This is a genomic window from uncultured Campylobacter sp., from assembly GCF_938045205.1.
Taxonomy (GTDB): domain Bacteria; phylum Campylobacterota; class Campylobacteria; order Campylobacterales; family Campylobacteraceae; genus Campylobacter_B.
On record NZ_CALIMY010000060.1, the window covers coordinates 1 to 24,374 of the forward strand.

Sequence of the window (24,374 nt, forward strand, 5' to 3'; positions counted from 1 at the left end):
AAATGGGGTATTCTTGGAGCCGTTATTCTTGGTATCCTCAATGCCGTCTTTGGTAAAATCATTATTACATTCGGTAGTTATTTTAGATCCAATGACCACTTTGAAGTTCTTTCACAAATTGCTGGATCTATCACTAATAAAATTCTTGATATTTCTTTAATTATTTGCTGTTTTGTGGTAGGTTTTGTCATGATTGCCGGGGCTGGATCAAATCTTAATCAGCAATTTGGCATGCCATTCTGGTCAGGAGCACTCCTATGTGCCGTATTGATAATCCTTGTTAGCTTTCTTGATTTTGAAAAAATCACGAATGTGATCGGAATATTTACGCCTATTATTTTTATCATGATTATGATTATGGCAGTGTATACCTTTGCAAGTCAACGTTTTGATTTTAAAGAATTAGAAACAATTGCAAATACAATCTCTACTCCAATGCCAAATATCTGGTTTTCTGTTCTGAATTATTTTTCGCTCTGCGTTATGACAGGTGTATCAATGGCTTTTGTATTAGGGGGATCCATTATGAGGATTGGTGTAGCAGAAAAAGGTGGTACTTTGGGTGGATTTATAATCGGTATTATCATCACAGTTACAACCTGTATCTTATATGCAAATGTAAAACTTGCAACGACTGTTGATATTCCTATGTTGGCTATTGCCAAACAGATTCACCCTGCATTTGCGTTTGTGTATGCACTTGTTATCTTCGGCTTGATCTTTAATACTGCTTTCAGTTTATTCTATGCCTTAGCAAAACGTTTCTCATCTAATCAATCAAAACGTTTTTATCCAATTATGATTGGCACCGTAGTTGTAGGGTATATATTATCCTTTATGGGCTTTAAAAAATTAGTATCGATTATGTATCCAATTCTAGGTTATATTGGTTTTATAATGTTGATGGTATTACTAATTGGGTGGATCAAAGAGAGGTCAAATATTAGAGATGAGAAGTTTTTGCGTCGCAAGATGATTCGGTTGATCACAAAAAAATATGATGATGAACAGGAATATACGAAGGCAGATAAAGAAAAATTTCAGAAGCTGGGTGAGGATTCAATAGTTGATACTAAAAGTATTAAAAGCGATATCAAAGATCTTGTCAAAGAGCAGTTCACTGATGATAACAAATAAATAAAGTTCAAAAAAATAAAGAAAGAACGATTATTTGAATTGGTTGAATTTTAAAGGGCGGTAAAGGATTTCGCTTGAAATAAAAAGAGCTCGTAAAACCTTGATTAGCCTAATTTAATATAATGATTTTAAAAAGATTAAATCAAACATATTTTCTGTTCTTTATCGTAAAAATTTCAAAATAAAAGCAAATATGAATTTAAAAAGGACAAAGATGGATCGCAAAAATGAGCCTGCAAATTTCAGATCTGCAGACGATGAGATGTTTGCGTTTTTATCGAGCTTGGGCGATCGCTGGCGGGTGAGCGAGGGCGGAGCGCGCTTTATAGAGGAAAATTTCGCCTTCATTGGCTCTAAGCCCGTCTTGCGGGGTTTGAAAGATTATGCGACCGCGGACTGCTTAAGCTTTGCCGGTGCTAAGAGCTTCATAGACGCAAAGCCCACGGTAAAAGCGAGGATTTTAGGCGGCGAAATCTGCTATCTAGGCGATAGTTTAACGAGCGCCGAGGTTAAATTTGCGCCCGAATATTTTTACAATTTTTTAAAATTTATAATAGAGCAGGTCCCCGAACACCACTATTTTTTCAGCCCTACCACGCGCTGGCTCTTGCTGGTTGCGATGGAGAAATACGTGGAATTTGCGGCTTTAGATTAGCGTTTGGATCCGCGAAAATTTGCGAAATTCGCCGCTTGCGTCGCGCAAATTCTGACCGGGCTACGACCTGCTACGGCGTGGGGCGGAAGAGGAGTGAAGGATCGGTTGAAATTTATCGGCTGCAAAGATCGTGCCGCAGTGACGTGAAATTTAAACGGGCGCCCCGTTCGCAAATTAGCCCTTGCCTAGCTTGATACGTGCCCTAAAATCGGGCATGATCTGCGCGATGAGCGCGTAAAAGTCCGCTCCGTGATTTGCGTGGATGAGGTGTGCGAGCTCGTGCAGCACGACGTATTCGACAAAGCGCCGATCCCGCTCTATCAGGCTTAGCGAGAAGTTGAGATAGCCCTTTGCGTGGTTGCAGCTGCCCCAGCGCGTCTGCATTTTGCGCACCCGTACCCGTGCGATCTTGCGGCCTATCCGCGGGGAAAATTTCTCGATATAGTGCAGATAAAGCTCAAGCGCAAAGGCCTTTTTAAACGCCGCAAACTCGCCCTCGCTCTCGCAAAAGATCACGTCTCGTGACATAAAAATTTTATCTTTAAATTTAGAGCTTTGGATAAAATTTTTGATTATAAAATCGGGCTCGTCGCACTCCTCCGCTTGCGCGCTTTGCGCTACATTTTGCGGCACGTTTTCGCTCGCGGATTTTGAAATTTTTTCGCTAGCGACTGAAATTTCTTCACTCACGGCAAAGCTAAAATTTAAAATTTCTCCGCTTGCAGCGGGTCTAAATTTTAAATTTTCTCCGCTCTCGGCAGGTCTAAATTTTGAAATTCCTTCACCCGCGACAGGTTTAAATTTTAAAATTCCATCCCTTGCGGCGGGGTTAAATTTTAAAATTTGATCGCTTGCGGCGGAGTTAAATTTACCTGCGTCGTCGCTTTGTGGAGCGCACCCACCCGAGTGAAATTTAAAAATCTCGCCGCAGGATTGCTCGAAAACATTTTGCGCCGCCGTATTTATAAACCCGCTGCTTTGTCGCATTTTGCTCTGTTGCGAGAGCCCTTGCGCCGCATTGACGGGTAGGTTAAATTTCAAATCCTCGCTTGCCGCGCCATTTTGCGAGGTGCACCCGTCCGAGTGAAATTTTAAAATTTCATTTCCCGCGCCGCCATCCGCACCGTCATTCATGCCGCCCGCGGCATTGTTTGCGCTACCGCTCACATCGCCGCCATCGACGCCGTTACCGCTTATACCCGCGCCGCTTTGTAAATGAGCTGAATTTACGCCGCCCGCGTCACTATTCGCATCGCCATTCGCCCAGTTCACGCAGCCTTGCGTGCCGCCATTGTCTAAATTTTTATTCGCGCCGCAGTTTGCGCCGAGTTCAGCCTCGCGGCTAAATTTCAGCTTGTAAATTTTGCCTAAAATTCTAACCTGATCGCTCGCTAGTAGCTTGCTTCGCAGCCGCTCTAGCGTTTGACGAATCCAGCTTTCGTGCTTTAGGATGAAGTCTTTCGCTTGCGCCGCGGTGTAGGAGCGCGGCACGCTCACGCTGATCTCGCAGTCCTTGCTAATGCGGATGCGCGCGTATTTCATCCGCTTAAAACGCAGGCTGATCGGCAGATCTAGCAAATTTAGACTAACTTTTTGCTCTGCCATTTTTTGCTTATCCATCGCGCCGTATTCGCGCTGCCGCGCAGCCACTCGTCGCAGAAAAACCCGATCCAAACGCCCAAAATTCCATACCCCAGATGAATGCCCAAAAGCCAGCCCACGGGGATCGAGACCCCCCACATAAAGATCACACCCATCGCAAAGGGAAATCTCGCATCGCCGCTTGCGCGCAGAGCGTTTACGAACACGATATTAAGCGTCCGTCCGAACTCAAGCCCCAGCGTGAGGTAAAAAAGCGGCCGCATAACCTGCTTGTGCGCCTCGTTTAGGCTCAACATCTCCATGATCTGCTCGCGCGCCAAAAACACGATCGCGACGAAAAGCGCCGTCGCCCCGAGCCCGAAGCGCAGTGCGGTAAATGTGTGCCGATACGCCTCCTGCGGCTTGGCGGCACCTACGAGGCGGCCTACGATTACTTCGTTTGCCATACTGATCGCGCTTCCGCCGAAGAAGATGAATGATGAAATTTGAAAATAGATCGTCTGCACGGTAAGGCTCGCCTCGCCCATGCTTGCGACGAAGGCGAAGGCGACGAGATACTGCACGATCCACAGCATGTTTTCGCCCGCACTCGGAAGCCCTACGGATAGAATTTTACGCAGCGTGGCGAACTGGATCTTTAAAAACATCGTGAGGTAAAATTTTATCTTTAGCACCTTCGTGATGATGAGAAAGAATAAACATACGCCGATCATGCGCCCTGCGATCGTGCTCACGCCGATGCCTTCAAGCCCGTAATACGGCAGTCCGAACGGCCTAAATAGCACGACGTAGTTGCCCGCGAGCGTTACTAAATTCATTGCCACGGAGACCGCGATGATGAAATTTGCGTATCCGTAAACGCGCACGATGGCGCTAAGCACGATCGCGACGGCGTCTATCGCAAAGACGATGCTGATTACTTTAAGATAGATCGCGCTTTCGCTCAAAAGCTCGGCGGGCACTTGCAGCGCGCGGAGTAAAAAAGGCGCGCAGCTAAAGACGAAAACGCCGCTACAAAGTCCCACTAGTGCGTTAAATGCGATGCTCGTATGGATTGCGCGCATCGCTAGGACTTTGTTTTTCGCTCCCAGCGCCTGCGCTACGAGAACCGAGCAGCCCACGGCCAGAAAGCCAAAAACCGTGATGAAAAGCAAAAATATCTCGTTGCCCGCCCCCAGCGCGCCCACGAGCGAGACGTCCACGCGCGAGATCATGTAGGTGTTGATAAACGTAGTCACGAGGCGCAAAAACATATCGACGTAGATTGCGAGCGAGAGCCTTAGCAGCGAGATTTCTTTCATATTTTGCCTTTATTTGGGGGAAATTGTAGCCGAAAATTCTTTTAGGTTTGCTTTTGCGCAGGGTGGGAGAGCGGAGTTGTTTTCGCGCGCCGTGCGATATGCGTAAAATTAGAATTTACGGCGCCGCGCGCGAATATACGGTGATTTAGTGCGGACGAGCGGTTGGTTTATTTGGCGCTGCCGCGGCGGCGAATGAGCGGTTTTAATAAATGGAGCGCGGAATTTAAACGCGGATGTTTTTAAATAAACATCAAGTTATCTCAATAAATTTTGCTTAAATATCGCCAGGATAACGATCGTATCGTTGGGTTCATATATTAGATACGGGATTACGAAACCCTTGAATATGAAATCTTTAATTTTATCATCGTCAAAGCTTTTTGATCTACGAGATTTATACGGCATAAAGCCAAGCTCGCCTGCTCGCGCAAAAAGCTCGTTTTAAAATTTTCTGCCGTATCTTTCGAGTGCTCCGTGATAAATTCTACGATCTTGCTAAGCTGCGCACGAAATCTTTTAGACTGGATTATTTTCAATTTTTCCAGCCCTTGCCTAGCTCCTCAAAGCCGCTTAGATCGCCGTTTGCGTATGATTTTAAATCTGCATCCATTCCGTTTTTTATCTCGTCGTAACTTTCGCCTGATCTAAACTCCGATAAAATCGTTTCTAAGTTTTTCTCGTCGCTTAGAGTGATCTGCGCGGAGGGATCGATTTTTAAAAAAAGTTTCTTAAAAGTTTCGAGAGTATCGCGATCGACGCCGCTTTGGATCTGCATAGTGATCATTTTGGCTCCTTAAATTTTAGCGATTATAGCAGCTCATAGCTAAATTTAAAATTCCAACCGTTTTAGAGCCAAAGCTCGATAAAATTTTAAAATTTACGCCCGCTAGATCTAATTTCGCTTCCTCATGTGGATCGTAAAGTGTTCCGACGCATCCTTAAAGCCGCACTTTTGTAGGAATTCTCCGGCGCCCTCAGCCTTGTGCAGAGGGGCCACGACAAAGGTGGTGGTGTGCGCAAAGCGTTTATTAAAGGCATTCACGAGCGCCGTGCCGATACCGCGCCTTTGATAATCCTTATGAACTATCACGCAGTAAAGATAGCTCGTAGCGAAGTTGTCGCGGTCGCAAAACGCCTCCAGCACCCCCACGGTCTTGCCCTGCGTTTTGGCGATAGCCACGTAATCATAGGTGCGCCACACCCTGTATGTCTCGTGCGGCGGCACGGAGGCTGCATTTTGCTCCGTATCCCAGCCGATCGAGACCATTATCTCATCCAGATCGCTAGGCTTGAAATCGGCGGAATTTTCTAAAATTTCAAACTCCATCTTCGCTCCTTAATTGAAATATCTTTTCAAATCGCAAGTATATCGCCGTAGCTTTAAAACGGCATTAAATATCAATTAGCGGCTCTTTCAGAGAGGTTTAAATTTTAAAATTTAAAGGCGCGGCGGGGCGCTGTGCGTAAATTTAACCCGAATTTAAAATTCTAACTATTTACCGCAATTTGATATAAACTCGGCAAAATTTTCCCAAGGATCCCCGATGCAAACGCTTGACTTTCACGTCCATCTGCTAAGCAAGGAGGTGCGCTTTGACCGCCCTTACGACAGGCTCGCGCTGCGCCTTTTCGGCAGGGGCTTCGACATAGACGTATCGCGCGCGATCAAAGAGCCATACGAGGCCTATGTGGACGCTCTGCTCGGCGGGCTTAGAGCTTCAAAATACGTTAAAAAGGCGGTGCTTTTCGGCGTGGATGCTAAATTTAGCGACGCGGGCGAGCTAATCCATCGCGATAAGACCGTCTGTGCGGACAACGACAGCGTGTTTGAAATTTATCAAAAAAACCCTGATCTCATCGTGCCGTTTTTTAGCATCAATCCAAAAAGGGCGGACGCGCTAGATGAGATCGATCGCTGCTTCGAGCTCGGATTTAAGGGGGCGAAATTTTTACAAAACTATTGGGATCTGGATACGAGGCTGCCTCGCTACGTGCCGTATTTTGAAAAGCTCGCCAAGCTCGGCTTGCCGCTGGTGATCCACATCGGCAACGAAAGCTCGGTGCCGAGCGCGCGCCGCTGCGAAGCGCTGGAGATGATCTATGCGCCGCTTGAGCTGGGCGTTACGACGGTGTGCGCGCACATGGCGATTAACTATGAGTATTCACATATTTTTCGTGCGCTCTCTCGCCGCCCGCGAAATTTCGGACACGATTATTTCGCGCTTCTGGCGCTCCTGCGCACGCACAAAAACCTCTACGCCGACGTTTCTGCGCTGATGACGCCGGTGCGCGCGAAAGCCCTGCCGCATCTGGCGAGCCAAACGGACGTACACTCGCGCCTGCTTTACGCTTCGGACTTTCCGGTGCCGTATTCTGCGATATACAACACCTACGATCTGCGCCTGTCGCAGCGTATCGCGCTGCATAAAGAGCCCAACCCTTTCGATCGCAACGCCCGCGGACTGCTCGCGTATTTCGGCGAGGATAGCGAGCTGTGGAGCAACTACAAAAAAATTCTGCCCTTTGCATAGACGGCGAAATTCGGTGAAATTTAAGAGGCGGGCGTGAATTTTATAAAATATTTTTCTCGGAAATTTTTAGGTTATTTAAACTCATTATAAGCGCCGCGCTTGTGCTAACTGCGGCGTATTCTTTGCGGATCCGGATTTAGCGGAAAATTACGAGCGAAATCGCGCTCAAATTTTAGCCCTGCGTGATTTTGCGTGCGAGATAAAGCCCGAAGGAGTTTCTTTTGACATTCGTTTTGGCGGCGACGAGGTCTCAAGCATGAGAGCCGCGAATAAAGACAAAAACCAAAGTGCGAGTTTTTATAGTATAGACGAAAGGACGAACGAGCGCGCTGTTTTAAAAATCCTAGGCTGGGATTTTTGGGACTTTTAACGAACTTAAAGCCAAAGCAAAAAGCGCAAATGCCCAGGGCATAAGCATCTGGGAGGGCGAGGGTGAAACCGCTATTTATTACAAAGACGGGTTTGTCTCGGAATTTTACGAGATTTTCGAGGGTTCTGCGAGCGAGGCGGTGAAAAAAGACTACGAGATCGGCTGTGATGATAGATTTGCCGCAGACGGCGTGGTTGATGGCGCGCGACGGAGGCGCTACGACGGGCTTTATATGCGTGGATAAGGACGGCTACGACATCAAACGCGATAAATTTTACAGCGGTTTTGCATGAAATTTTAGCGGGAATTTTTGCCGTTATTGTGAATACTTTGCGGTGCCTGTTTGTCGAGCCTATCATTTAACCGCTCGTTTCGTTTGCGACAAGGACATATTCTCACCGTTCGGCGCGTATAAATACGGACATAAGCAGGGCAGGGCGCGTAAATTTACCCGATATTTACGATGCCAAAATTCAGAGCGTGCGGTTAGAATTTAGCGTGTTTGTGGCTTTTTTGCGGAGCGGCACACGCCGCGTATGTGCGGCAAACACGACGTAGCCCGCGCAAAAAATGGAGCGGCGAGGCCTCGGCGTAGTTGCGGAAAGCAGAGCGTATGCCGCTCGAAGCGCAGTAGAGAGCTAATAATGAAGCATGCTCCGCGAAATTTCACAGGACGAATTCTGCAAACGGCAATTCGCAAAATTCTGCATATTTCGCCGCCGCAAATTCGGCAGATATCGGCCGAGTGCATTCACTCGACGTTAAATTTAAAATTTAGACCGAACGGCTCGTATCGTAGCGTCAAAGCACTCTTTTACGCGGTATAAATTTTGAAATTTCAGCGGTTTAATTTAGCTAGCAGTTACACTAAATGAAACGGCGGGATCATACACGGCGCGCGCTGCTGTTTAAATTTAGCCTGCAGGCGCGCTAAATCCTAGCCACGACATGGTTTGCTTTAAATTTTACAACGACGGTTAGCTTTAAATTTTAAACCGCTAGCGCAACCTGCAAAAATTTAGCGACATCCCGCCTGAAATTTGCATTGCACCGCGCCGCCTATGCCGCAGCGACGGGACGTCGTATGATTTACGCTCAAACGATATCGCACTTATCAAAGCCGCTAAAATATCAACGACGCGTTGCGTCATTCGCGCCGAATTGCGCTGCACTATTCTTGCGGCGTTGTTCACGCTATAAAATTTCAACGCAGGTTTGTTTTAAATTTCATTGCATCGCACAAAAAACCGTTGCGCGAGAAATTCTAGCGGCGACTCGCTTAAATTTACACTTCGTGCCGCTTCTTAGCTAGTTTCTTTTAATCTCTCACCGCACTTTATTCTGTCGCTAAATTTTAAATTTCCCCGAATTTTAGGAATTTACGAGGCTTAAAATCGCCTTTGAAATTCTTGCGATCTCATCTTGCATATGCCCGCCCGTATTTTGCTCAAACTCCGCTTTTGCGCCCGCGCCGCGGCATTTTGCGATAAAATTTCGCGCCGTCTCGCCGCAGAGTGCTCCGCGCGGATTTTTCGGGTTCATCTCGGCCTCGCCCAAGGATGCGTAGACGTGCGTCAGCCCTCTTTGCAGCGAGTGCGCGGCGACGAAGAGCTCAAAGCCGCTGAACCAAAACGAAGCCGAGACGCAGGCGATCTTTTGAAATTTATCGCTCGCAAACGCCGCATACGCGCTAAAAAGTCCAGCCAGCGAGTATCCCGCGCACGCTCGCCACGAAGGCTTTTCCGCGCCGAATACGTGCCGCTCGATACGCGGGATCAACTCGTTCGTAAATTTTTCCAAGTGCGCCGCGCCGCCGCCTGCGAAATCGCGCACCCCCTTAAACAGCGACTTTGCCGACCACGGGCTAAGCTTATCGCTCCACTGCGCCTCGTTTAGATAGATCGCCGCAAGCACGAAATCCGCGCCGCTTCGTCGCGAGACGAGTTCGTAAATTTCGCCCACACTGGCCGCGCTAAACTCCAAGGCGTGCAGGTAGATGATCGGCGGCGCGGACACGGCTTCTTTTGCAAAGGAGGGCGCAGCCGCAAAAGACGGCGCATGCGGGGCGAAAATTTCTACGCGCAGGTCGTCAAATTCCAAACTTTGCATCGATAAACCTTTAAAAGTTATTAAAATTTAATAGAATTTTGTGTAAAATCACCGAATTTAACACTAGAGGAACTTAAAATTGGCTTTGATCGAGCTTATCGATGTTACGAAAAAATTCGGCTCTCACGTCGTTTTGGACGGCGTAAATTTCGCACTAGACGCTAACGAGCGCGTCGCCGTGATCGGCAAAAACGGTGGCGGCAAGTCCACACTGATGAAGATCGTCGCGGGGCTGTGCGAGACCGACGAGGGGCGCGTGATCACTCAAAACGGGCTAAATATCCAGATGCTCGCTCAAACGCCGAAATTTGAAGACAATCTCTCGGTCAAAGACGCGCTGCGACGGGAGCTAGCTGAAATTTACGCCGCTTTGGACGAATACGACGCGATCTCGAGCAAAATCGCCGCGCAGCCCGAAAACAAGGAGCTTTTGGCGCGCCAGGACGAGCTGATTAAATTTATCGAGGCCAAGGACGGCTGGCAGATCGACAATAAGATCGAGCAGGTGTTGCAAAATTTCGGGCTTAAAATTTACGAAAACCGCTCCGTCTGTACGCTTAGCGGCGGCGAAATTCGTCGCGTGGCGCTGGGTGCGCTGGTGCTTAAAAAGCCCGACGTGCTGCTGCTGGACGAGCCCACGAACCACCTCGACGTCTATATGGTGAAATTTCTAGAGGATATGCTGCTTAGCTCGAAGCAGACGATCGTTTTTATTAGCCACGATCGCTACTTCATCGACCGCTTGGCGACGCGCAGTATCGAGATCGAAGAGGGTAAAATTTCAAATTTCGACGGCGGATACGAGAACTATCTAAGGTGCAAGCAGGAGATGCTCGCCTCGCTCGAAAAGTCCCACGAGACGCTGCTTAAACAGCTACGCGCCGAGGAGGAGTGGCTGCATCGCGGCGTAAAGGCGCGCTTAAAGCGCAACGAAGGGCGCAAGGCGCGCATCATGCAGATGAGGCAGGATGCGAAGAAAAACCCGGGCGCGATCCGTCGCGTGCGGCTCGAGCTGGAGCGCGCGAGCAGGAGCTTTAACGGCACGGGCGGCGACAATCGCAAAAAGATGCTCTTTGAATGCACGAATATCGGTAAAATTTTAAACGGCAAGGTGCTTTTCAAGGGCTTTTCAGCGCGGGTTTTGCAGGGCGAGCGTATCGGTATCGTAGGCGCGAACGGCGCGGGCAAGAGCACTCTGCTTAAAATTCTACTCGGCCGCAGCAAGATCGATGCAGGCGAGATCAAACGCGGCGAGATCAGGATCGGCTACTTCGATCAGACCCGCAGCGGTATCACGGACGATAAAAGCATAATAGAAATTTTTTGCCCCAACGGCGGCGATCACATCAACGTCCGCGGCAGCTACATGCATGTTTATGGGTATTTGAAAAATTTCTTGTTTCCGAAGGAGTTTTTAGATAAGCCCGTGGGCGTTCTTAGCGGCGGCGAAAAGAACCGCCTGGCGCTTGCCAAGCTCTTTACCGAGCAGTACGATTGCTTGATTTTGGACGAGCCGACGAACGATCTTGATATCGCGACGATCAATATTTTGGAGGATTATCTGCTAAGCTTTGAAGGCGCCGTCATAATCGTAAGCCACGATCGCTATTTCATCGATAAGATCACGAATAAGCTTTGGGTTTTTGAAAAAAACGGCGTTATCGATCAAATTCAAATGCCCTATTCGCAGTATTTGGAGTTTGAAGACGAGATGGCGGAGATTGATCAGATCGAAGCCGACGCTGGCGCGAGCACGAGCGCGGAGGAGAGCGGTCGCGAAAACAAAAAGGAGAAAACGAGCGCCGCGAAGCTTAGCTACAAACAGAATAAAATTTTAGAGGAGTATCCCGCTAAGATCGAGGCTATCGAGACGCGCATAAAGGAGCTAAATCACGCGCTTTCGACGCCTGAAATTTATCAAAAGCTCGGGATGCAGGGGCTTTTTGAAGAACTTGAAGAAAAAAGAGGAACGTTAAACAGTATGGAAAATGAATATTACGAAGTGCTTTCGCTCGCCGAGAGCCTAAAGTAGGCGCGATGGTTTGGTTTTTGATCTTTTTATACGCGCTTTACACGATTTATAAAATTTTGCTCGATCTGCTTGAGTTAAGCTTCATCCGCGCCAAGCTAAAGGAGCCTGCGGTGGTGCTTAGCGAGGAAGATTATCGTAAGGCGGGCGAGGTCGGCGCGGTAAATTTAAAATTTAATATATTTTCGCACTGCTTTTCGTTTGCGGTGGCGCTTATTTGGATACTTGCGGGCGCTGGCGCGTTACAGCGCGCGATATATGATCTAGCGGGCGATGGAATTTTGGCGGGGAGCTGCTTCGTAACGGCGTTTTTAATCATCGGCGGCGCGATATCGCTTCCGCTTGAGATTTACAAAACCTTCGTCAAAGACAGACGCTTGGGCTTTTCCACGATAACGCCCGCCGTTTTCGTAAAAGACGCGCTAAAATCGCTCATACTCACGCTGGTTTTCGGCTTTGCGGTAGCCTCTGCGCTCGTTTTTTGCGTAAATAGCCTGGGCGCGCACTGGTGGGTCTGGGGCTTTCTGCTAAGCTTCGGCATAGTTTTGCTGATAAATTTAATCTATCCGACCGTTATCGCGCCGCTGTTTAATAAAATGCAGCCACTAGAGCATGGCGAGCTAAAAGAGCGCATAGAGGAGCTTTTACAGCGCTGCGGCTTTAAAAGTAGCGGCGTTTTTACGATCGACGCGAGCAAACGCGACAAGCGCCTAAACGCCTATTTCGGCGGCTTCGGTGCGACGAAAAAGGTCGTGCTTTTCGACACGCTCATAGAGAAGCTGAGCGAGGATGAAATTTTAGCCGTTTTAGGGCACGAGCTCGGGCATTTCAAACACGGTGACATTTTGAAAGGCTTAGCGCTTAGCTTCGTACTTTTGGGCGCGACGTTTGCAGTATTCGGAAACCTTCCTGGGGGCGTGTTCGGCACGCTGGGACTTAACGCGGACGGCGGCGCGACGCTGGTTTTTATGATTTTGTTTGCGCCGATTTTGCATGCGTTTTTTGAGCCTGTAATCTCCAAGCTTAGCCGCATGCACGAATTTAGCGCGGACCGGCATGGTGCCAGCATGCAGGATAAAGAGAGCATGATCGGCGCGCTAAAGAAGCTGGGCAGCGAAAACAAGGCGTTTCCGCTCGCTCATAAAATTTACGCCGCGGTGTATCATTCGCACCCGAGCCTGTATGAGCGCATAAGAGAGCTTGATGAGGATCGCTGAGGCGCTAAGATGGGCCTTGCAGCAGTGCGGCTCAAAATACGTCGCGCGCGAAATTTTAAAGCTTTGTGAGCGACTTAGCAGCGAAGAACTCGTGCTAAAATGCTCGGAAGAGCTCGCGCATGAAGCGGAATTTCGCGCTAAGATCATTGAATTTAAAGACGGCCGCCCGCTTGAATACATCACGCAAAGCTGCGAGTTTATGGGCTTTAAATTTTACGTCGACGGGCGGGTGCTGATACCGCGCTGCGAGACCGAAATTTTAGTGAAAAAAGCTCTTACTTTGGCGCAGAGCTTGGGCGAGCCGCGCATTTGCGAGATCGGCACGGGCAGCGGCATAATCGCTATCTGCTTAAAAAAGCTTCTTCCTTCTTGCCGCATCGCGGCCAGCGACATCAGCGCTGATGCGCTTGAGGTAGCGCGCGCAAATGCCGCAAGCTTGGGCGCGGACGTCGAGTTCGTACACTGTGCCTACGCAGATGAGATCGCGGGGGAGTTTGATCTTATCGTCTCAAATCCGCCATACATCGCAAACTCCTACGCATTGGACGCGCGCGTGCTGCAGGAACCGAAACGGGCGCTGTTTGGCGGCGAGAGGGGGGATGAAATTTTAAAATGCATCGTGCTGATCGCCGCACGGCGCGCAAAATTTCTAGCCTGCGAGATGGGCTACGATCAAAAGCAGAGCTTGTCGGCGTTTTTGCGCGAGCAGGGCTTTAGAGCGGAATTTTACAAAGATTTGGCGCAGTTTGATCGCGGATTCGTCGCGCGAAATTTAAACAGATCGTAGGCGCGCCGTGCAAAGCTCGCAACTACGCAGGCTGCTTTATTACAAAGCGTTCGGCTACCGCTATGTAAGCGCCGAAATTTTAAGCGGCGGCGAGCGATTTTTTAAGGCGCTGGACGCGCTGAAATCCGCTACCGCCGAGTGCAATCTTTGCGAGCTTGCTAAAACGCGCACGGGAAGCGGCGAGCAAAATTTTAAAAATTTCAAAACTATCAAAAATTTTAAAAATTCTAAAACTCCCACGAACGTAAAACTTATGATCGTAGCTCTCGCGCCGGGCATTGGCGAAGGTTTTGGCGGCGGTTTGGAGGCTGAGGTAGCAGCGGCGCTAGATCAAATTTGCACGGCCGAGCAGATCTATTTTAGCTTTCTGATAAAGTGCGCAGTGCCGCAAAATAGGCGTATAAGCTCGGAAATAATTTTAAAATGCGCGCCCTATCTGACCGACGAGATCAAAATTTTAAAGCCCAAAGTCGTGCTTTGCTTGGGCGAGCTCTGCTGCAAAATCGTGCTGCGAAATGGCGATCTAGCGGGCATGGACGTGCTGCACGGCTCGGTCTTTAACGAGGGCGGCATTAGCTTCGTGCCTAGCTTCGATCCTGCATTCATCGCGCAAAATCCGAGCAAGGCGGAGCTTTTCAAAGAGGATCTGCAGAAGATAAAAGAGCTGCTGTGAGGCGCATTTTAGCGCTTGCTCTGCGTGTTTTTGATTTTGTGTGCGGCTTTTTGCGTGGGCGCCTAGTTTGTGGATTGCGCCTACGCGGATGAGATCGCGGGCGAGTTTGATCGGCTTAAATTTCGCGGACAAGCGGGATTTGGCGGAAAAACACAGACTCGATCTGCGCGGGTTTAAATTTAAAAGCGAGAAATTCCATAAAGCGGCGGAGCGGGGCAAAATTTAACGCCATTACAAAATTTCGATATTTCAAATTTTGTTTTCTATCTAGCTATCTCGGGTGCGTGAGGGGTTTATGTCGCGGCGTAGCGTTAAAATTTAAACCTTAACGCCGAGCGAAATTCTATGTCGTAAAATTTTATCTCGCCCGCAAATTTTATATCGTCTAAGAGCTCCGTGTATCCTTGGATTTTATGCCGAAAGCCGGTCTGCGCTGTGTTTGTGCCGCACACGACTAGGCAAATTTGAACCCGCAAGATAAATTTATCTCAAAGATCTGAAAAATTCTAAAATTTCGGCGCTAAATTTGATCGGCCTGCCGTCTTTTACGAAGGCAATTTTTACGTCCTGTGCGTATAAAAGCTCGCTGAAATCCGTGTTTTTAATATCTTTGATCTTGTAAATTTCTTGCCGCAAAAGGGCGCTGGCGTTTTTGAGCGCGGCTAGGCTCGTGTGAATTTCAAGCGTATCGCCGAGGCGTGCGGGGCGGAGGAATTTAGCGCAAAGCTCGCTAACTACGAAGTGTGCGTCTACGCGCGCGAAGTCCACTCCGGCCTGCATAAGCGCCTCGCTGCGCGCCCGCTCGCAAAATTTTATGTAGTTTGCGTGATACACGATGCCCTGCGCATCGGTATCTTCGTAGTAAATTCTAATCTTCATCCCGCGCGTCTTTCGCCGCTGCGCCATCTCTCGCGGCTAGAGCGGGAAGGATTTTTGCGAAAAATAGCACTGCTTGAAACACGACGATGAGTTTCATGCACCACTCGCTAACCGCGTGGATTTGGGCAAATTCCTGCGTCGTCGTCGCTTCTGCGCCGATCTTCTGGGCATTTATAACGTAGTCGGTAAAATAAAGCACGAAAAGTAGGGCTAAGATGATATTTACTAGCGTCAGCATCAGGGTCGAAAGGCGCAAGCGAAAGGATTGCGATTTGTTGTTATTGAAATTTATCATCTCAAAAACGAGGCAGATGACCGAGACTGCGATGAGGATGCCGCCGTATTTTACGAAGATCTCGCTCATTAGCTTGCCGCTTTGAAAGTGCGATAGCACGCCCTCTCCGATAATCTGCTGCGGGAAAAATACCACGGGCGCGACGAGTGCGCCGAGCGAGAGCTCGATGCCGATAAGGGCCGCGATGATGAAGATATAAATAGAAAAAATTGCGCGCATAAAAGTCCTTTTAAATTTTGATAAATTTTAAATCGGACGTGATTATAGCGAAATCTTATAATCGTGCGCTTAAGTGTTTTGTAGGCGGATTTTTTGGCGAATGGGGCGGCGGTCATCGGTCGTAAATAGGATGAAATTTTTAATTTTTGGATGCGGCGGCATGCGAAATTTATAAAATTTTTGTTGGAGGGCGGAGAAGAAATTTTGTATTAAAACGCACTGCGGCTAAAATTTCATTATGAAATTTAAAATTTTCCAAATCGTTTTTTAAAATTTCTAATGCCTATTCAGCCCCCTTTAAGCATCACTCTTGTATAATCACAATTCTGTTTCGCACCGAGCCGAACCTGCTTCCTTAAGTCTTAAGTCCTAGTAGTTTTAGCCTTTTAGCGAACGTGTTTTTTAAAATTTCAACTGTTAAAAACAAATATCTTTAGTCAATCTTTGAAATCTAAACAAGTGATCGATTGAGCCTATGGATTAAGATTTAGATCGCCGGATCGAAATTTAGAGAATTCTTTACGTCCGTAACGAATATCTAAGTTAGCATCTAGCTTTAAACTAAATCTATCCATAAAAACGATGTTACAAAAACATAAAGTTTTTAGATTAAAAACTTCATAATTGTATCCACCTGTATAAGTATAAAGAGTTTAAATCATAGATTAAATTTAAGACGCAGAATAAGACCTGAGCCAAGCTCTGTTTTTTTTAATGTTGTCCTTAGAAATTTATGATTTGCGAAAAACTTGTTTTTTCGCAAATCTTTGTAACTTTAGGTGGGTGCAGGGAGCGAAAGCTCCCGCTCGCAGTAACGGCTTTGCCGTTGCGAGAAGTATAAATATGGAGAGTTTGATCCTGGCTCAGAGTGAACGCTGGCGGCGTGCCTAATACATGCAAGTCGAACGGAATTTAAAAGAGCTTGCTCTTTTAAATTTAGTGGCGCACGGGTGAGTAATATATAGCTAATCTGCCCCTTGCTGGAGGACAACAGTTAGAAATGACTGCTAATACTCCATACTCCTTTTTACCATAAGATAAATCGGGAAAGAATTTCGGCAAGGGATGAGACTATATCGTATCAGCTAGTCGGTGGGGTAACGGCCTACCGAGGCTATGACGCGTAACTGGTCTGAGAGGATGATCAGTCACATTGGAACTGAGACACGGTCCAAACTCCTACGGGAGGCAGCAGTAGGGAATATTGCGCAATGGGGGAAACCCTGACGCAGCAACGCCGCGTGGAGGATGACACTTTTCGGAGCGTAAACTCCTTTTGTTAGGGAAGAATAATGACGGTACCTAACGAATAAGCACCGGCTAACTCCGTGCCAGCAGCCGCGGTAATACGGAGGGTGCAAGCGTTACTCGGAATCACTGGGCGTAAAGGACGCGTAGGCGGATTATCAAGTCTCTTGTGAAATCTAACGGCTCAACCGTTAAACTGCTTGGGAAACTGATAATCTAGAGTAAGGGAGAGGCAGATGGAATTCTTGGTGTAGGGGTAAAATCCGTAGATATCAAGAAGAATACCTATTGCGAAGGCGATCTGCTGGAACTTAACTGACGCTAATGCGTGAAAGCGTGGGGAGCAAACAGGATTAGATACCCTGGTAGTCCACGCCCTAAACGATGTATACCGGTTGTTGCTGTGCTAGTCACGGCAGTAATCCACCTAACGGATTAAGTATACCGCCTGGGGAGTACGGTCGCAAGATTAAAACTCAAAGGAATAGACGGGGACCCGCACAAGCGGTGGAGCATGTGGTTTAATTCGAAGATACGCGAAGAACCTTACCCGGACTTGATATCTAACAAATCATCCAGAGATGGAAGAGTGTCTGCTTGCAGAAATGTTAAGACAGGTGCTGCACGGCTGTCGTCAGCTCGTGTCGTGAGATGTTGGGTTAAGTCCCGCAACGAGCGCAACCCACGTCATTAGTTGCTAACGGTTCGGCCGAGCACTCTAATGAGACTGCCTTCGTAAGGAGGAGGAAGGTGTGGACGACGTCAAGTCATCATGGCCCTTATGTCCGGGGCGACACACGTGCTACAATGGCATATACAATAAGACGCAATATCGCGAGATGGAGCAAATCTAAAAAATATGTCCCAGTTCGGATTGGAGTCTGCAACTCGACTCCATGAAGCCGGAATCGCTAGTAATCGTAGATCAGCCATGCTACGGTGAATACGTTCCCGGGTCTTGTACTCACCGCCCGTCACACCATGGGAGTTGATTTCACTCGAAGCGGGAATGCGAAATTCGCTACCCTCCACAGTGGAATCAGCGACTGGGGTGAAGTCGTAACAAGGTAACCGTAGGAGAACCTGCGGTTGGATCACCTCCTTTCTAGAGTACGAATAGATATCCTCTCACAAGGTATCTATCATAAAGTTTTAGCGCTAACATATGCTTAGCTCTAAGCATGCTCAATCGAGCTTGTTTAGGTTTGAGAGATTGACGGACAAGATTAAAATTTTAGTCTTGTATTTTATAAGCTATTTTCCTTAATATATTGAAGTAAGAATTAATTGCTTAATACAATCTATTTTATATTGTTAAAATAGATTTGTTTAGATTTCTTTCTTAGACGAGGAAGTTTTAAGAAAATCAAGGAACGTATTTAGATATACCTGACGCCGATTTTTGCAAAAACTGACAAAGTATAAGGAAAAAAGATAAACGAAGATGGGGAATTAGCTCAGCTGGGAGAGCGCCTGCTTTGCACGCAGGAGGTCAGCGGTTCGATCCCGCTATTCTCCACCATAAGATATTTGCACCATATTTAATTCGATGTTAGATCTAAATAGAGAATTTTAACTGAGTTTGGCTTAAACAGATCAAAATTTATTAAATTTAACAAATTTGATCGAGTCGCCATAACTTAAAATTTTCTATTTAGGTTTAGCCTAAACGTTCTTTAAAGTACCATTGTTAAAGTCACAATCAAGTTTTAATAAAACAATTTTACAGGACTTGTTAAAGCTTTGATTATTCGAAGTGATGCCAAGCCTTTAGCTTTTTATGTTATCCAAAGCTAAAAGCTAAGATCAATACACGCTTATAGAGCTTAACTTACTTTATGAGTTTGATCTCTTTCCGTCTTAATTCGAGTTAATCAAATACTATAGAATAAATTTAACGCATCGGTTTTTATAAGGATAGGGTATATTTAAAAGCTCTTATCCGTAGATCAAATGCTTAGTTAGATCGATTTTATCTTTAGCAAGGAAGTAATGCGAATTAGAATATATAATAAATAGTCTAAGTATTTTTTACGAATCTAATCCTAAATGATTTCTTTTATAGGAATTTTACGGCAACGCCGAAAGCGTTGCTGTGCTTTAGGTGGGTAGAGGGAGCGAAGCTCCTCGTCGCAAAGACCGGCTTTGCAGGTCTGCGAAGTAAAAAATATATAAAAGGTAAGCTACTAAGAGCGAACGGTGGATGCCTTGGCTAGTAGAGGCGATGAAAGACGTGCCAGACTGCGATAAGTCTCGGGGAGCCGTCAAGGGGCTTTGATCCGGGAATTTCTGAATGGGGCAACCCAATACATAGCGATATGTGTTACCATTAATGGAGCCAACGCGGGGAACTGAAACATCTAAGTACCCACAGGAAGAGAAATCAATAGAGATTACGCTAGTAGCGGCGAGCGAACGCGTAAGAGGGCAAACCACTAGTTTACTAGTGGGGTTGTAGGACTGCAACATAGACTAGGATCTGATAATAGAACAATCTGGAAAGGTTAGGCATAGAGGGTGATACTCCCGTATATGAAATCACATCCTTACTTAGCGGTATCCTGAGTAGGACGGGACACGTGAAATCCTGTCTGAAGCCGGGTCGACCACGATCCAACCCTAAATACTACTACTAGACCGATAGCGTACAAGTACCGTGAGGGAAAGGTGAAAAGAACGGCGGTGAGCCGAGTGAAATAGAACCTGAAACCGTTTGCTTACAATCATTCAGAGCACTATGCTATACTCTTTAAAATTAATCCAGCTTGGCTTTTTAGCCCTTTTTTATGAAACTGCGACTGCGGCAGCCAGATACGGCTAGCCTTGCCTTGTTTCATAAAAAATCATCTAAAAATCCTGCGCATTTGAAATTCTAAATTTTGATCTGATAAAATTTAATCATAAATGACACAAACAAAATTTTATAGTCTAAATTTAGAGATAACGATTAGCGATTAGTTTTAATGAGTATAGCAGTGTGATGGACTGCCTTTTGCATAATGAGCCTGCGAGTTGTGGTGTCTGGCGAGGTTAAGGAAACCCGGAGCCGTAGCGAAAGCGAGTCTTAATAGGGCGATTAGTCAGATGCTGCAGACCCGAAACGATGTGATCTATCCATGAGCAGGTTGAAGCCGGTGTAAGAGCCGGTGGAGGACCCAACCGACGGCCGTTGAAAAGGCTCCGGATGACTTGTGGATAGGGGTGAAAGGCCAATCAAACATCGTGATAGCTGGTTCTCTCCGAAATATATTGAGGTATAGCGTCGTGTAGTAGTTATAAGGGGTAGAGCACTGAATGGGCTAGGGCATACACCAATGTACCAAACCCTATCAAACTCCGAATACTTATAGCGTAACCACGGCAGTCAGGCGGCGAGTGATAAAATCCGTCGTCAAGAGGGAAACAACCCGGACTAACAGCTAAGGTCCCCAAATCTCATTTAAGTGGAAAACGATGTGAAGTTACTGAAACAACCAGGAGGTTGGCTTAGAAGCAGCCATCCTTTAAAGATAGCGTAATAGCTCACTGGTCTAGTGATTTTGCGCGGAAAATATAACGGGGCTAAAATGAGTACCGAAGCTTTAGACTTGCACTTAATCATTTATACTTGGCTTAGCTTTTGAGCGTCTTTAAATGAGCTCGTAAAAATAAATGCTCACGAACTATATGTTCGCTCCGCTTTATTTTTACATCGCAACATTTAAATCCATCTCAAAACAAGCGAAGCGCTTTTTGCGGAAGCAAAAATGTTTCTTTGAAAAATCCTGCGCCATCTTGAGTTCAAATTTGAACTAAATATCTTGATCTAAATTTTATAAATCTCAAAATTTCTTAGAATTTTAAAATTTAGCAACAAAAAGCAAAAAGACAAGCCTAAGAAAAGTATAAATCATTAAGTGCAAGTGGTAGGAGAGCGTTCCAATCAGCGTCGAAGCCGTACCGGTAAGGAGCGGTGGAGCGGTTGGAAGTGAGCATGCAGGCATGAGTAGCGATAAAATACGTGAGAATCGTATTCGCCGTAAACCCAAGGTTTCCTACGCGATGCTCGTCATCGTAGGGTTAGTCGGGTCCTAAGCAAAGTCCGAAAGGGGTATGCGATGGAAAATCGGTTAATATTCCGATACCGATATCAGTGTGCGACGGAAGGACGCTTAAAGTTAGTGGAGCTAGCGGATGGAAGTGCTAGTCTAAGGAAGTAGGTTGAGTTATAGGCAAATCCGTAACTCTTTATCCGAGATCTCAAAGGCTTCTGACGCTCTTCGGAGTAGATGAAGAATCCATGATACTATCGAGCCGAGAAAAGTTTCTAAGTTTAGCTGATATCGCCCGTACCGTAAACCGACACAGGTGGGTGGGATGAGTATTCTAAGGCGCGTGGAAGAACTCTCTTTAAGGAACTCTGCAAAATAGCACCGTATCTTCGGTATAAGGTGTGCCTAGCTTCGTTAAGAATTTACTTCGTAAGCGAAGAAGGTTACAACAAAGAGTCCCTCCCGACTGTTTACCATAAACACAGCACTCTGCTAACTCGTAAGAGGATGTATAGGGTGTGACGCCTGCCCGGTGCTCGAAGGTTAATTGATGATGTTAGCTTACGCAAAGCATCTGATCGAAGCCCGAGTAAACGGCGGCCGTAACTATAACGGTCCTAAGGTAGCGAAATTCCTTGTCGGTTAAATACCGACCTGCATGAATGGCGTAACGAGATGGGAGCTGTCTCAAAGAGGGATCCAGTGAAATTGTAGTGGAGGTGAAAATTCCTCCTACCCGCGGCAAGACGGAAAGACCCCGTGGACCTTTACTATAGCTTGACACTGCTACTTGGATAAAGATGCGCAGGATAGGTGGGAGGCTTTGATTCGTAGATCTCGGTTTACGATGAGCCATTGTTGAGATACCACTCTTCTTTATTCGGGTAGCTAACTAGCCTAAGTTATCCTTAGGTAGGACAATGTCTGGTGGGTAGTTTGACTGGGGCGGTCGCCTCCCAAAATGTAACGGAGGCTTACAAAGGTTGGCTCAAAGCGGTTGGAAATCGCTTGCAGAGTATAAAGGCAAAAGCCAGCTTAACTGCGAGACATACACGTCGAGCAGAGACGAAAGTCGGTCTTAGTGATCCGGTGGTTCTGTGTGGAAGGGCCATCGCTCAAAGGATAAAAGGTACCCCGGGGATAACAGGCTGATCTCCCCCAAGAGCTCACATCGACGGGGAGGTTTGGCACCTCGATGTCGGCTCATCGCATCCTGGGGCTGTAGTCGGTCCCAAGGGTTGGGCTGTTCGCCCATTAAAGCGGTACGCGAGCTGGGTTCAGAACGTCGTGAGACAGTTCGGTCCCTATCTGCCGTGGGCGTAAGAAGATTGAGGAGAGTTGACCCTAGTACGAGAGGACCGGGTTGAACCGACCACTGGTGTACCGGTTGTTCTGCCAAGAGCACCGCCGGGTAGCTAAGTCGGGATGCGATAAGAGCTGAAAGCATCTAAGCTCGAAGCCGACTCCAAGATGAATCTTCTTTTAAGAGCTCTAGTAGACTACTAGTTTGATAGGCCGGATGTGTAATGGATGAAAGTCCTTTAGCTGACCGGTACTAATAGCTCGTTTGCTTATCTTTTAAGCATTACTTCCTTGTTAAGGATAAAATTGATTCCTAATTTTTCACTATGCTTCGTTAAACTTCGCTGCAGACTTCGGTCACATACCATACGTATGCTCCCTCGTCTTTGCTCGTTTGCCTCGCCTAGCAAAAAATTAGTTCTCAATTCGAAATAGTAAATTTTTACTATACCTTATCAACTTCTGTTTTTATAAAACAAGATCTGACTTTAACGATGAACGCAGTGTTAAATAAGAGATTATAAAAGATATCCGTAATCTACGATTAATCCAAATTAGATTACGAAGTATATTTGATATGAGGCGAATAGGCAGGAACGAGTAGAGCTTATATGCTACGCGGCTAAAGCTCGTAAGGTATTCGCAGTATATAATATTACTATCAAACAACAAAAGTAGTCCCTTATTTAACACTGCCTGTGGCTATACAGACGAGGAAACGCCTTGCTCCATCTCGAACCAAGAAGCTAAGCTCGTCCTGGCTGATGATACTATCCGTTACTCGGACGGGGAAAGTAGGTCGCTGCAGGCTTTGTTAGAATCTCATAACTTTCCATGCAATTTTCAATTTAAATTCTATTCCGGTATCTTTGGCTTATCGCTTTTTTTAGCCAATAAATATTGCTTGATAAATTTAAAATTCCATAGCCTTTTTAGAATTTTAGAACCTTCTGCAAATACAAATTTTAAATCTAGCCCTCCGCCACAATACAAAATCTCAAAACTCTGCATTAAATTTAACTTATATTGAGTGAAAAATGATACGGATTGAAATTTTTCTATAATACTTGCTCGTTCGTATTGCTTTTCCATACTGTCCTGTTGCGTTTGTTTTTTAACTTCTATGGCGCGGCCGCCCTCCTAGCCTCTCCTAGCCTCATTTATGATTTATACGTTCGTTCGTTTTTTAATACATTGCCGCGCTTTTATATCTAAATTTAAAGCCGCCGGCACTTATAAGGCTTTCGAATGATTTAAACTAGATGCCAAATAAAGCTTGGCAAGCATTGTTACTTAAACTGTTACTTAATATAACCAGACGTTCTATAAAAATCAAGCCTATAAAAGCATGTCCTACAAAAGCAAGCTTATTGATGCGGCTAAATTTTATGAAGATTGCTCGTCTAGCTTTGCACGTAAAGTATCCGCGCCTTTCATAACACCAGCATCCCGTCGCCGTATTGTATATAGTCTCGCACGTAAAAAGCCTCCGTGCGTGGCAAGGTGGGGTTAAATTTCATAAATACTGCTGCTTAACCTTTTACATGATTTAAATCCAAATCCCGTTTCAATGCTTGCGGTATTAAATTTAATCTATATAGCTTTATCCTTTTCGGTCTCCAAAGAGGAGCAAAAAAAGCGCTATTAAATTTAATATATCTAGCCCTTATCCGCGCCTATCTGCCTTTTAAGATCAGGCTAAAATTTAACGTATTTATTTAATAAAATGATCGGAGCAGATAAAATTTCAATATATCTCTTAAATTTATCTTCCTTTAAGCCCGCTACAAATATAATCCTTACCGTATTGCAAGGTAGCGTAATAGCTATGGGCGGCATACCTTCTCTAGCACTGGCGCGGGATAGGTATATAAAAGCTCTCAATGCTAATAAACGTTTTATTTAGCGATACAAATATTTCAACCTCAAAGGAATTTCAATGAAAAACCTGTTTAAATCCGCACTATTTCTATCGCTTCCTGCATTTAT

The 24,374-nt window shown here is 46.3% G+C and carries 18 protein-coding genes, 1 tRNA gene and 3 rRNA genes; 12 read left to right on the forward strand and 10 right to left on the reverse strand.

The genetic code is table 11. The features are described 5' to 3' along the window. Together Q0198_RS03750 and Q0198_RS03755 are read left to right on the forward strand one after the other, a co-directional pair. On the forward strand, positions 1–1,137 hold a 1,137-nt coding region (locus Q0198_RS03750; protein ID WP_297895161.1), incomplete at its 5' end, for a hypothetical protein. A gap of 214 nt (positions 1,138–1,351) precedes the next feature. Then, positions 1,352–1,792 carry a hypothetical protein gene (locus Q0198_RS03755; RefSeq protein WP_297895164.1) on the forward strand — a complete coding sequence of 147 codons (441 nt, stop codon included), beginning with the start codon at positions 1,352–1,354 and terminating at the stop codon, positions 1,790–1,792. Between the two features lie 174 nt (positions 1,793–1,966). Here the strand turns inward: Q0198_RS03755 and Q0198_RS03760 are convergent, their stop codons facing one another. The 5 genes from Q0198_RS03760 to Q0198_RS03780 form a co-directional block, all read right to left on the reverse strand. Next, complete coding sequence (locus Q0198_RS03760; protein ID WP_297895167.1) at positions 1,967–3,412, reverse strand: M48 family metallopeptidase; 1,446 nt, start codon at positions 3,410–3,412, stop codon at positions 1,967–1,969. Next, positions 3,373–4,695: an MATE family efflux transporter gene (locus tag Q0198_RS03765; protein ID WP_297895169.1), complete on the reverse strand. Its 1,323-nt coding sequence runs from the start codon at positions 4,693–4,695 to the stop codon at positions 3,373–3,375. The genes Q0198_RS03760 and Q0198_RS03765 overlap by 40 nt, the downstream gene beginning before the upstream one ends. A gap of 329 nt (positions 4,696–5,024) precedes the next feature. After that, positions 5,025–5,231, reverse strand: coding sequence for a hypothetical protein (locus Q0198_RS03770; protein ID WP_297895171.1), 207 nt, complete (start codon positions 5,229–5,231; stop codon positions 5,025–5,027). Next, entirely contained in the window at positions 5,228–5,479 is a 252-nt protein-coding gene (locus Q0198_RS03775; RefSeq protein ID WP_297895172.1) for a hypothetical protein, read from the reverse strand. Before Q0198_RS03775 ends, Q0198_RS03770 begins: the two co-directional genes overlap by 4 nt. A gap of 108 nt (positions 5,480–5,587) precedes the next feature. Then, complete coding sequence (locus Q0198_RS03780; RefSeq protein ID WP_297895174.1) at positions 5,588–6,022, reverse strand: GNAT family N-acetyltransferase; 435 nt, start codon at positions 6,020–6,022, stop codon at positions 5,588–5,590. 217 nt (positions 6,023–6,239) lie between these two features. Between Q0198_RS03780 and Q0198_RS03785 the strand changes: the two genes are divergently transcribed. Both Q0198_RS03785 and Q0198_RS03790 read left to right on the forward strand, forming a co-directional pair. Then, a complete protein-coding gene (locus Q0198_RS03785) occupies positions 6,240–7,226 on the forward strand; it encodes an amidohydrolase family protein (protein WP_297895176.1) in 987 nt (328 codons plus the stop codon). A 537-nt stretch (positions 7,227–7,763) separates the two neighbouring features. Continuing rightward, the gene (locus Q0198_RS03790) at positions 7,764–7,889 is read left to right on the forward strand and encodes a hypothetical protein (protein WP_297895178.1); all 126 of its coding nucleotides are present in this window, start codon (positions 7,764–7,766) and stop codon (positions 7,887–7,889) included. 1,078 nt (positions 7,890–8,967) lie between these two features. On the opposite strand, the gene Q0198_RS03795 is transcribed toward Q0198_RS03790, so the two are convergent. Next, positions 8,968–9,705, reverse strand: a complete 738-nt coding sequence (locus Q0198_RS03795; RefSeq protein ID WP_297895181.1) for an alpha/beta hydrolase-fold protein — start codon at positions 9,703–9,705, stop codon at positions 8,968–8,970. A gap of 79 nt (positions 9,706–9,784) precedes the next feature. Here Q0198_RS03795 and Q0198_RS03800 point away from each other — a divergent pair, with 79 nt between their 5' ends. From Q0198_RS03800 to Q0198_RS03815, 4 genes are read left to right on the forward strand one after another with little or no spacing between them, the layout of a single operon-like run. Continuing rightward, positions 9,785–11,737 carry an ABC-F family ATP-binding cassette domain-containing protein gene (locus Q0198_RS03800; RefSeq protein WP_297895182.1) on the forward strand — a complete coding sequence of 651 codons (1,953 nt, stop codon included), beginning with the start codon at positions 9,785–9,787 and terminating at the stop codon, positions 11,735–11,737. A gap of 5 nt (positions 11,738–11,742) precedes the next feature. Further along, positions 11,743–12,951 carry a M48 family metallopeptidase gene (locus Q0198_RS03805; RefSeq protein WP_297895184.1) on the forward strand — a complete coding sequence of 403 codons (1,209 nt, stop codon included), beginning with the start codon at positions 11,743–11,745 and terminating at the stop codon, positions 12,949–12,951. After that, positions 12,938–13,738, forward strand: coding sequence for a peptide chain release factor N(5)-glutamine methyltransferase (gene prmC / locus Q0198_RS03810; RefSeq protein ID WP_297895186.1), 801 nt, complete (start codon positions 12,938–12,940; stop codon positions 13,736–13,738). Before Q0198_RS03805 ends, prmC begins: the two co-directional genes overlap by 14 nt. Before the next feature lie 7 nt (positions 13,739–13,745). After that, complete coding sequence (locus Q0198_RS03815; RefSeq protein WP_297895187.1) at positions 13,746–14,411, forward strand: uracil-DNA glycosylase family protein; 666 nt, start codon at positions 13,746–13,748, stop codon at positions 14,409–14,411. Between the two features lie 311 nt (positions 14,412–14,722). Here the strand turns inward: Q0198_RS03815 and Q0198_RS03820 are convergent, their stop codons facing one another. The 3 genes from Q0198_RS03820 to Q0198_RS03830 are packed head-to-tail and all read right to left on the reverse strand — an operon-like array spanning position 14,723 to position 15,804. Further along, complete coding sequence (locus tag Q0198_RS03820) at positions 14,723–14,887, reverse strand: hypothetical protein (RefSeq protein WP_297895189.1); 165 nt, start codon at positions 14,885–14,887, stop codon at positions 14,723–14,725. 7 nt (positions 14,888–14,894) lie between these two features. Next, the gene (locus Q0198_RS03825; protein WP_297895191.1) at positions 14,895–15,290 is read right to left on the reverse strand and encodes a YbgC/FadM family acyl-CoA thioesterase; all 396 of its coding nucleotides are present in this window, start codon (positions 15,288–15,290) and stop codon (positions 14,895–14,897) included. Then, on the reverse strand, positions 15,280–15,804 hold the full coding sequence (locus tag Q0198_RS03830) for a DUF4149 domain-containing protein (protein ID WP_297895193.1): 525 nt from the start codon (positions 15,802–15,804) through the stop codon (positions 15,280–15,282). Before Q0198_RS03830 ends, Q0198_RS03825 begins: the two co-directional genes overlap by 11 nt. Before the next feature lie 840 nt (positions 15,805–16,644). On the opposite strand from Q0198_RS03830, the gene Q0198_RS03835 reads away from it, so the two are divergent. The 4 genes from Q0198_RS03835 (at position 16,645) to rrf (ending at position 23,196) form a co-directional block, all read left to right on the forward strand. After that, positions 16,645–18,157, forward strand: a 16S ribosomal RNA gene (locus Q0198_RS03835). 341 nt (positions 18,158–18,498) lie between these two features. Further along, positions 18,499–18,574 (forward strand) — tRNA-Ala (locus tag Q0198_RS03840). 654 nt (positions 18,575–19,228) lie between these two features. Continuing rightward, positions 19,229–22,662, forward strand: a 23S ribosomal RNA gene (locus tag Q0198_RS03845). A gap of 417 nt (positions 22,663–23,079) precedes the next feature. Further along, positions 23,080–23,196, forward strand: a 5S ribosomal RNA gene (gene rrf, locus Q0198_RS03850). Together the 16S, 23S and 5S rRNA genes with 1 tRNA gene alongside form the textbook arrangement of a ribosomal RNA operon. A gap of 44 nt (positions 23,197–23,240) precedes the next feature. Here rrf and Q0198_RS03855 read toward each other — a convergent pair. Beyond that, a complete protein-coding gene (locus Q0198_RS03855; protein ID WP_297895195.1) occupies positions 23,241–23,477 on the reverse strand; it encodes a hypothetical protein in 237 nt (78 codons plus the stop codon). Positions 23,478–24,374 lie beyond the last annotated feature (897 nt).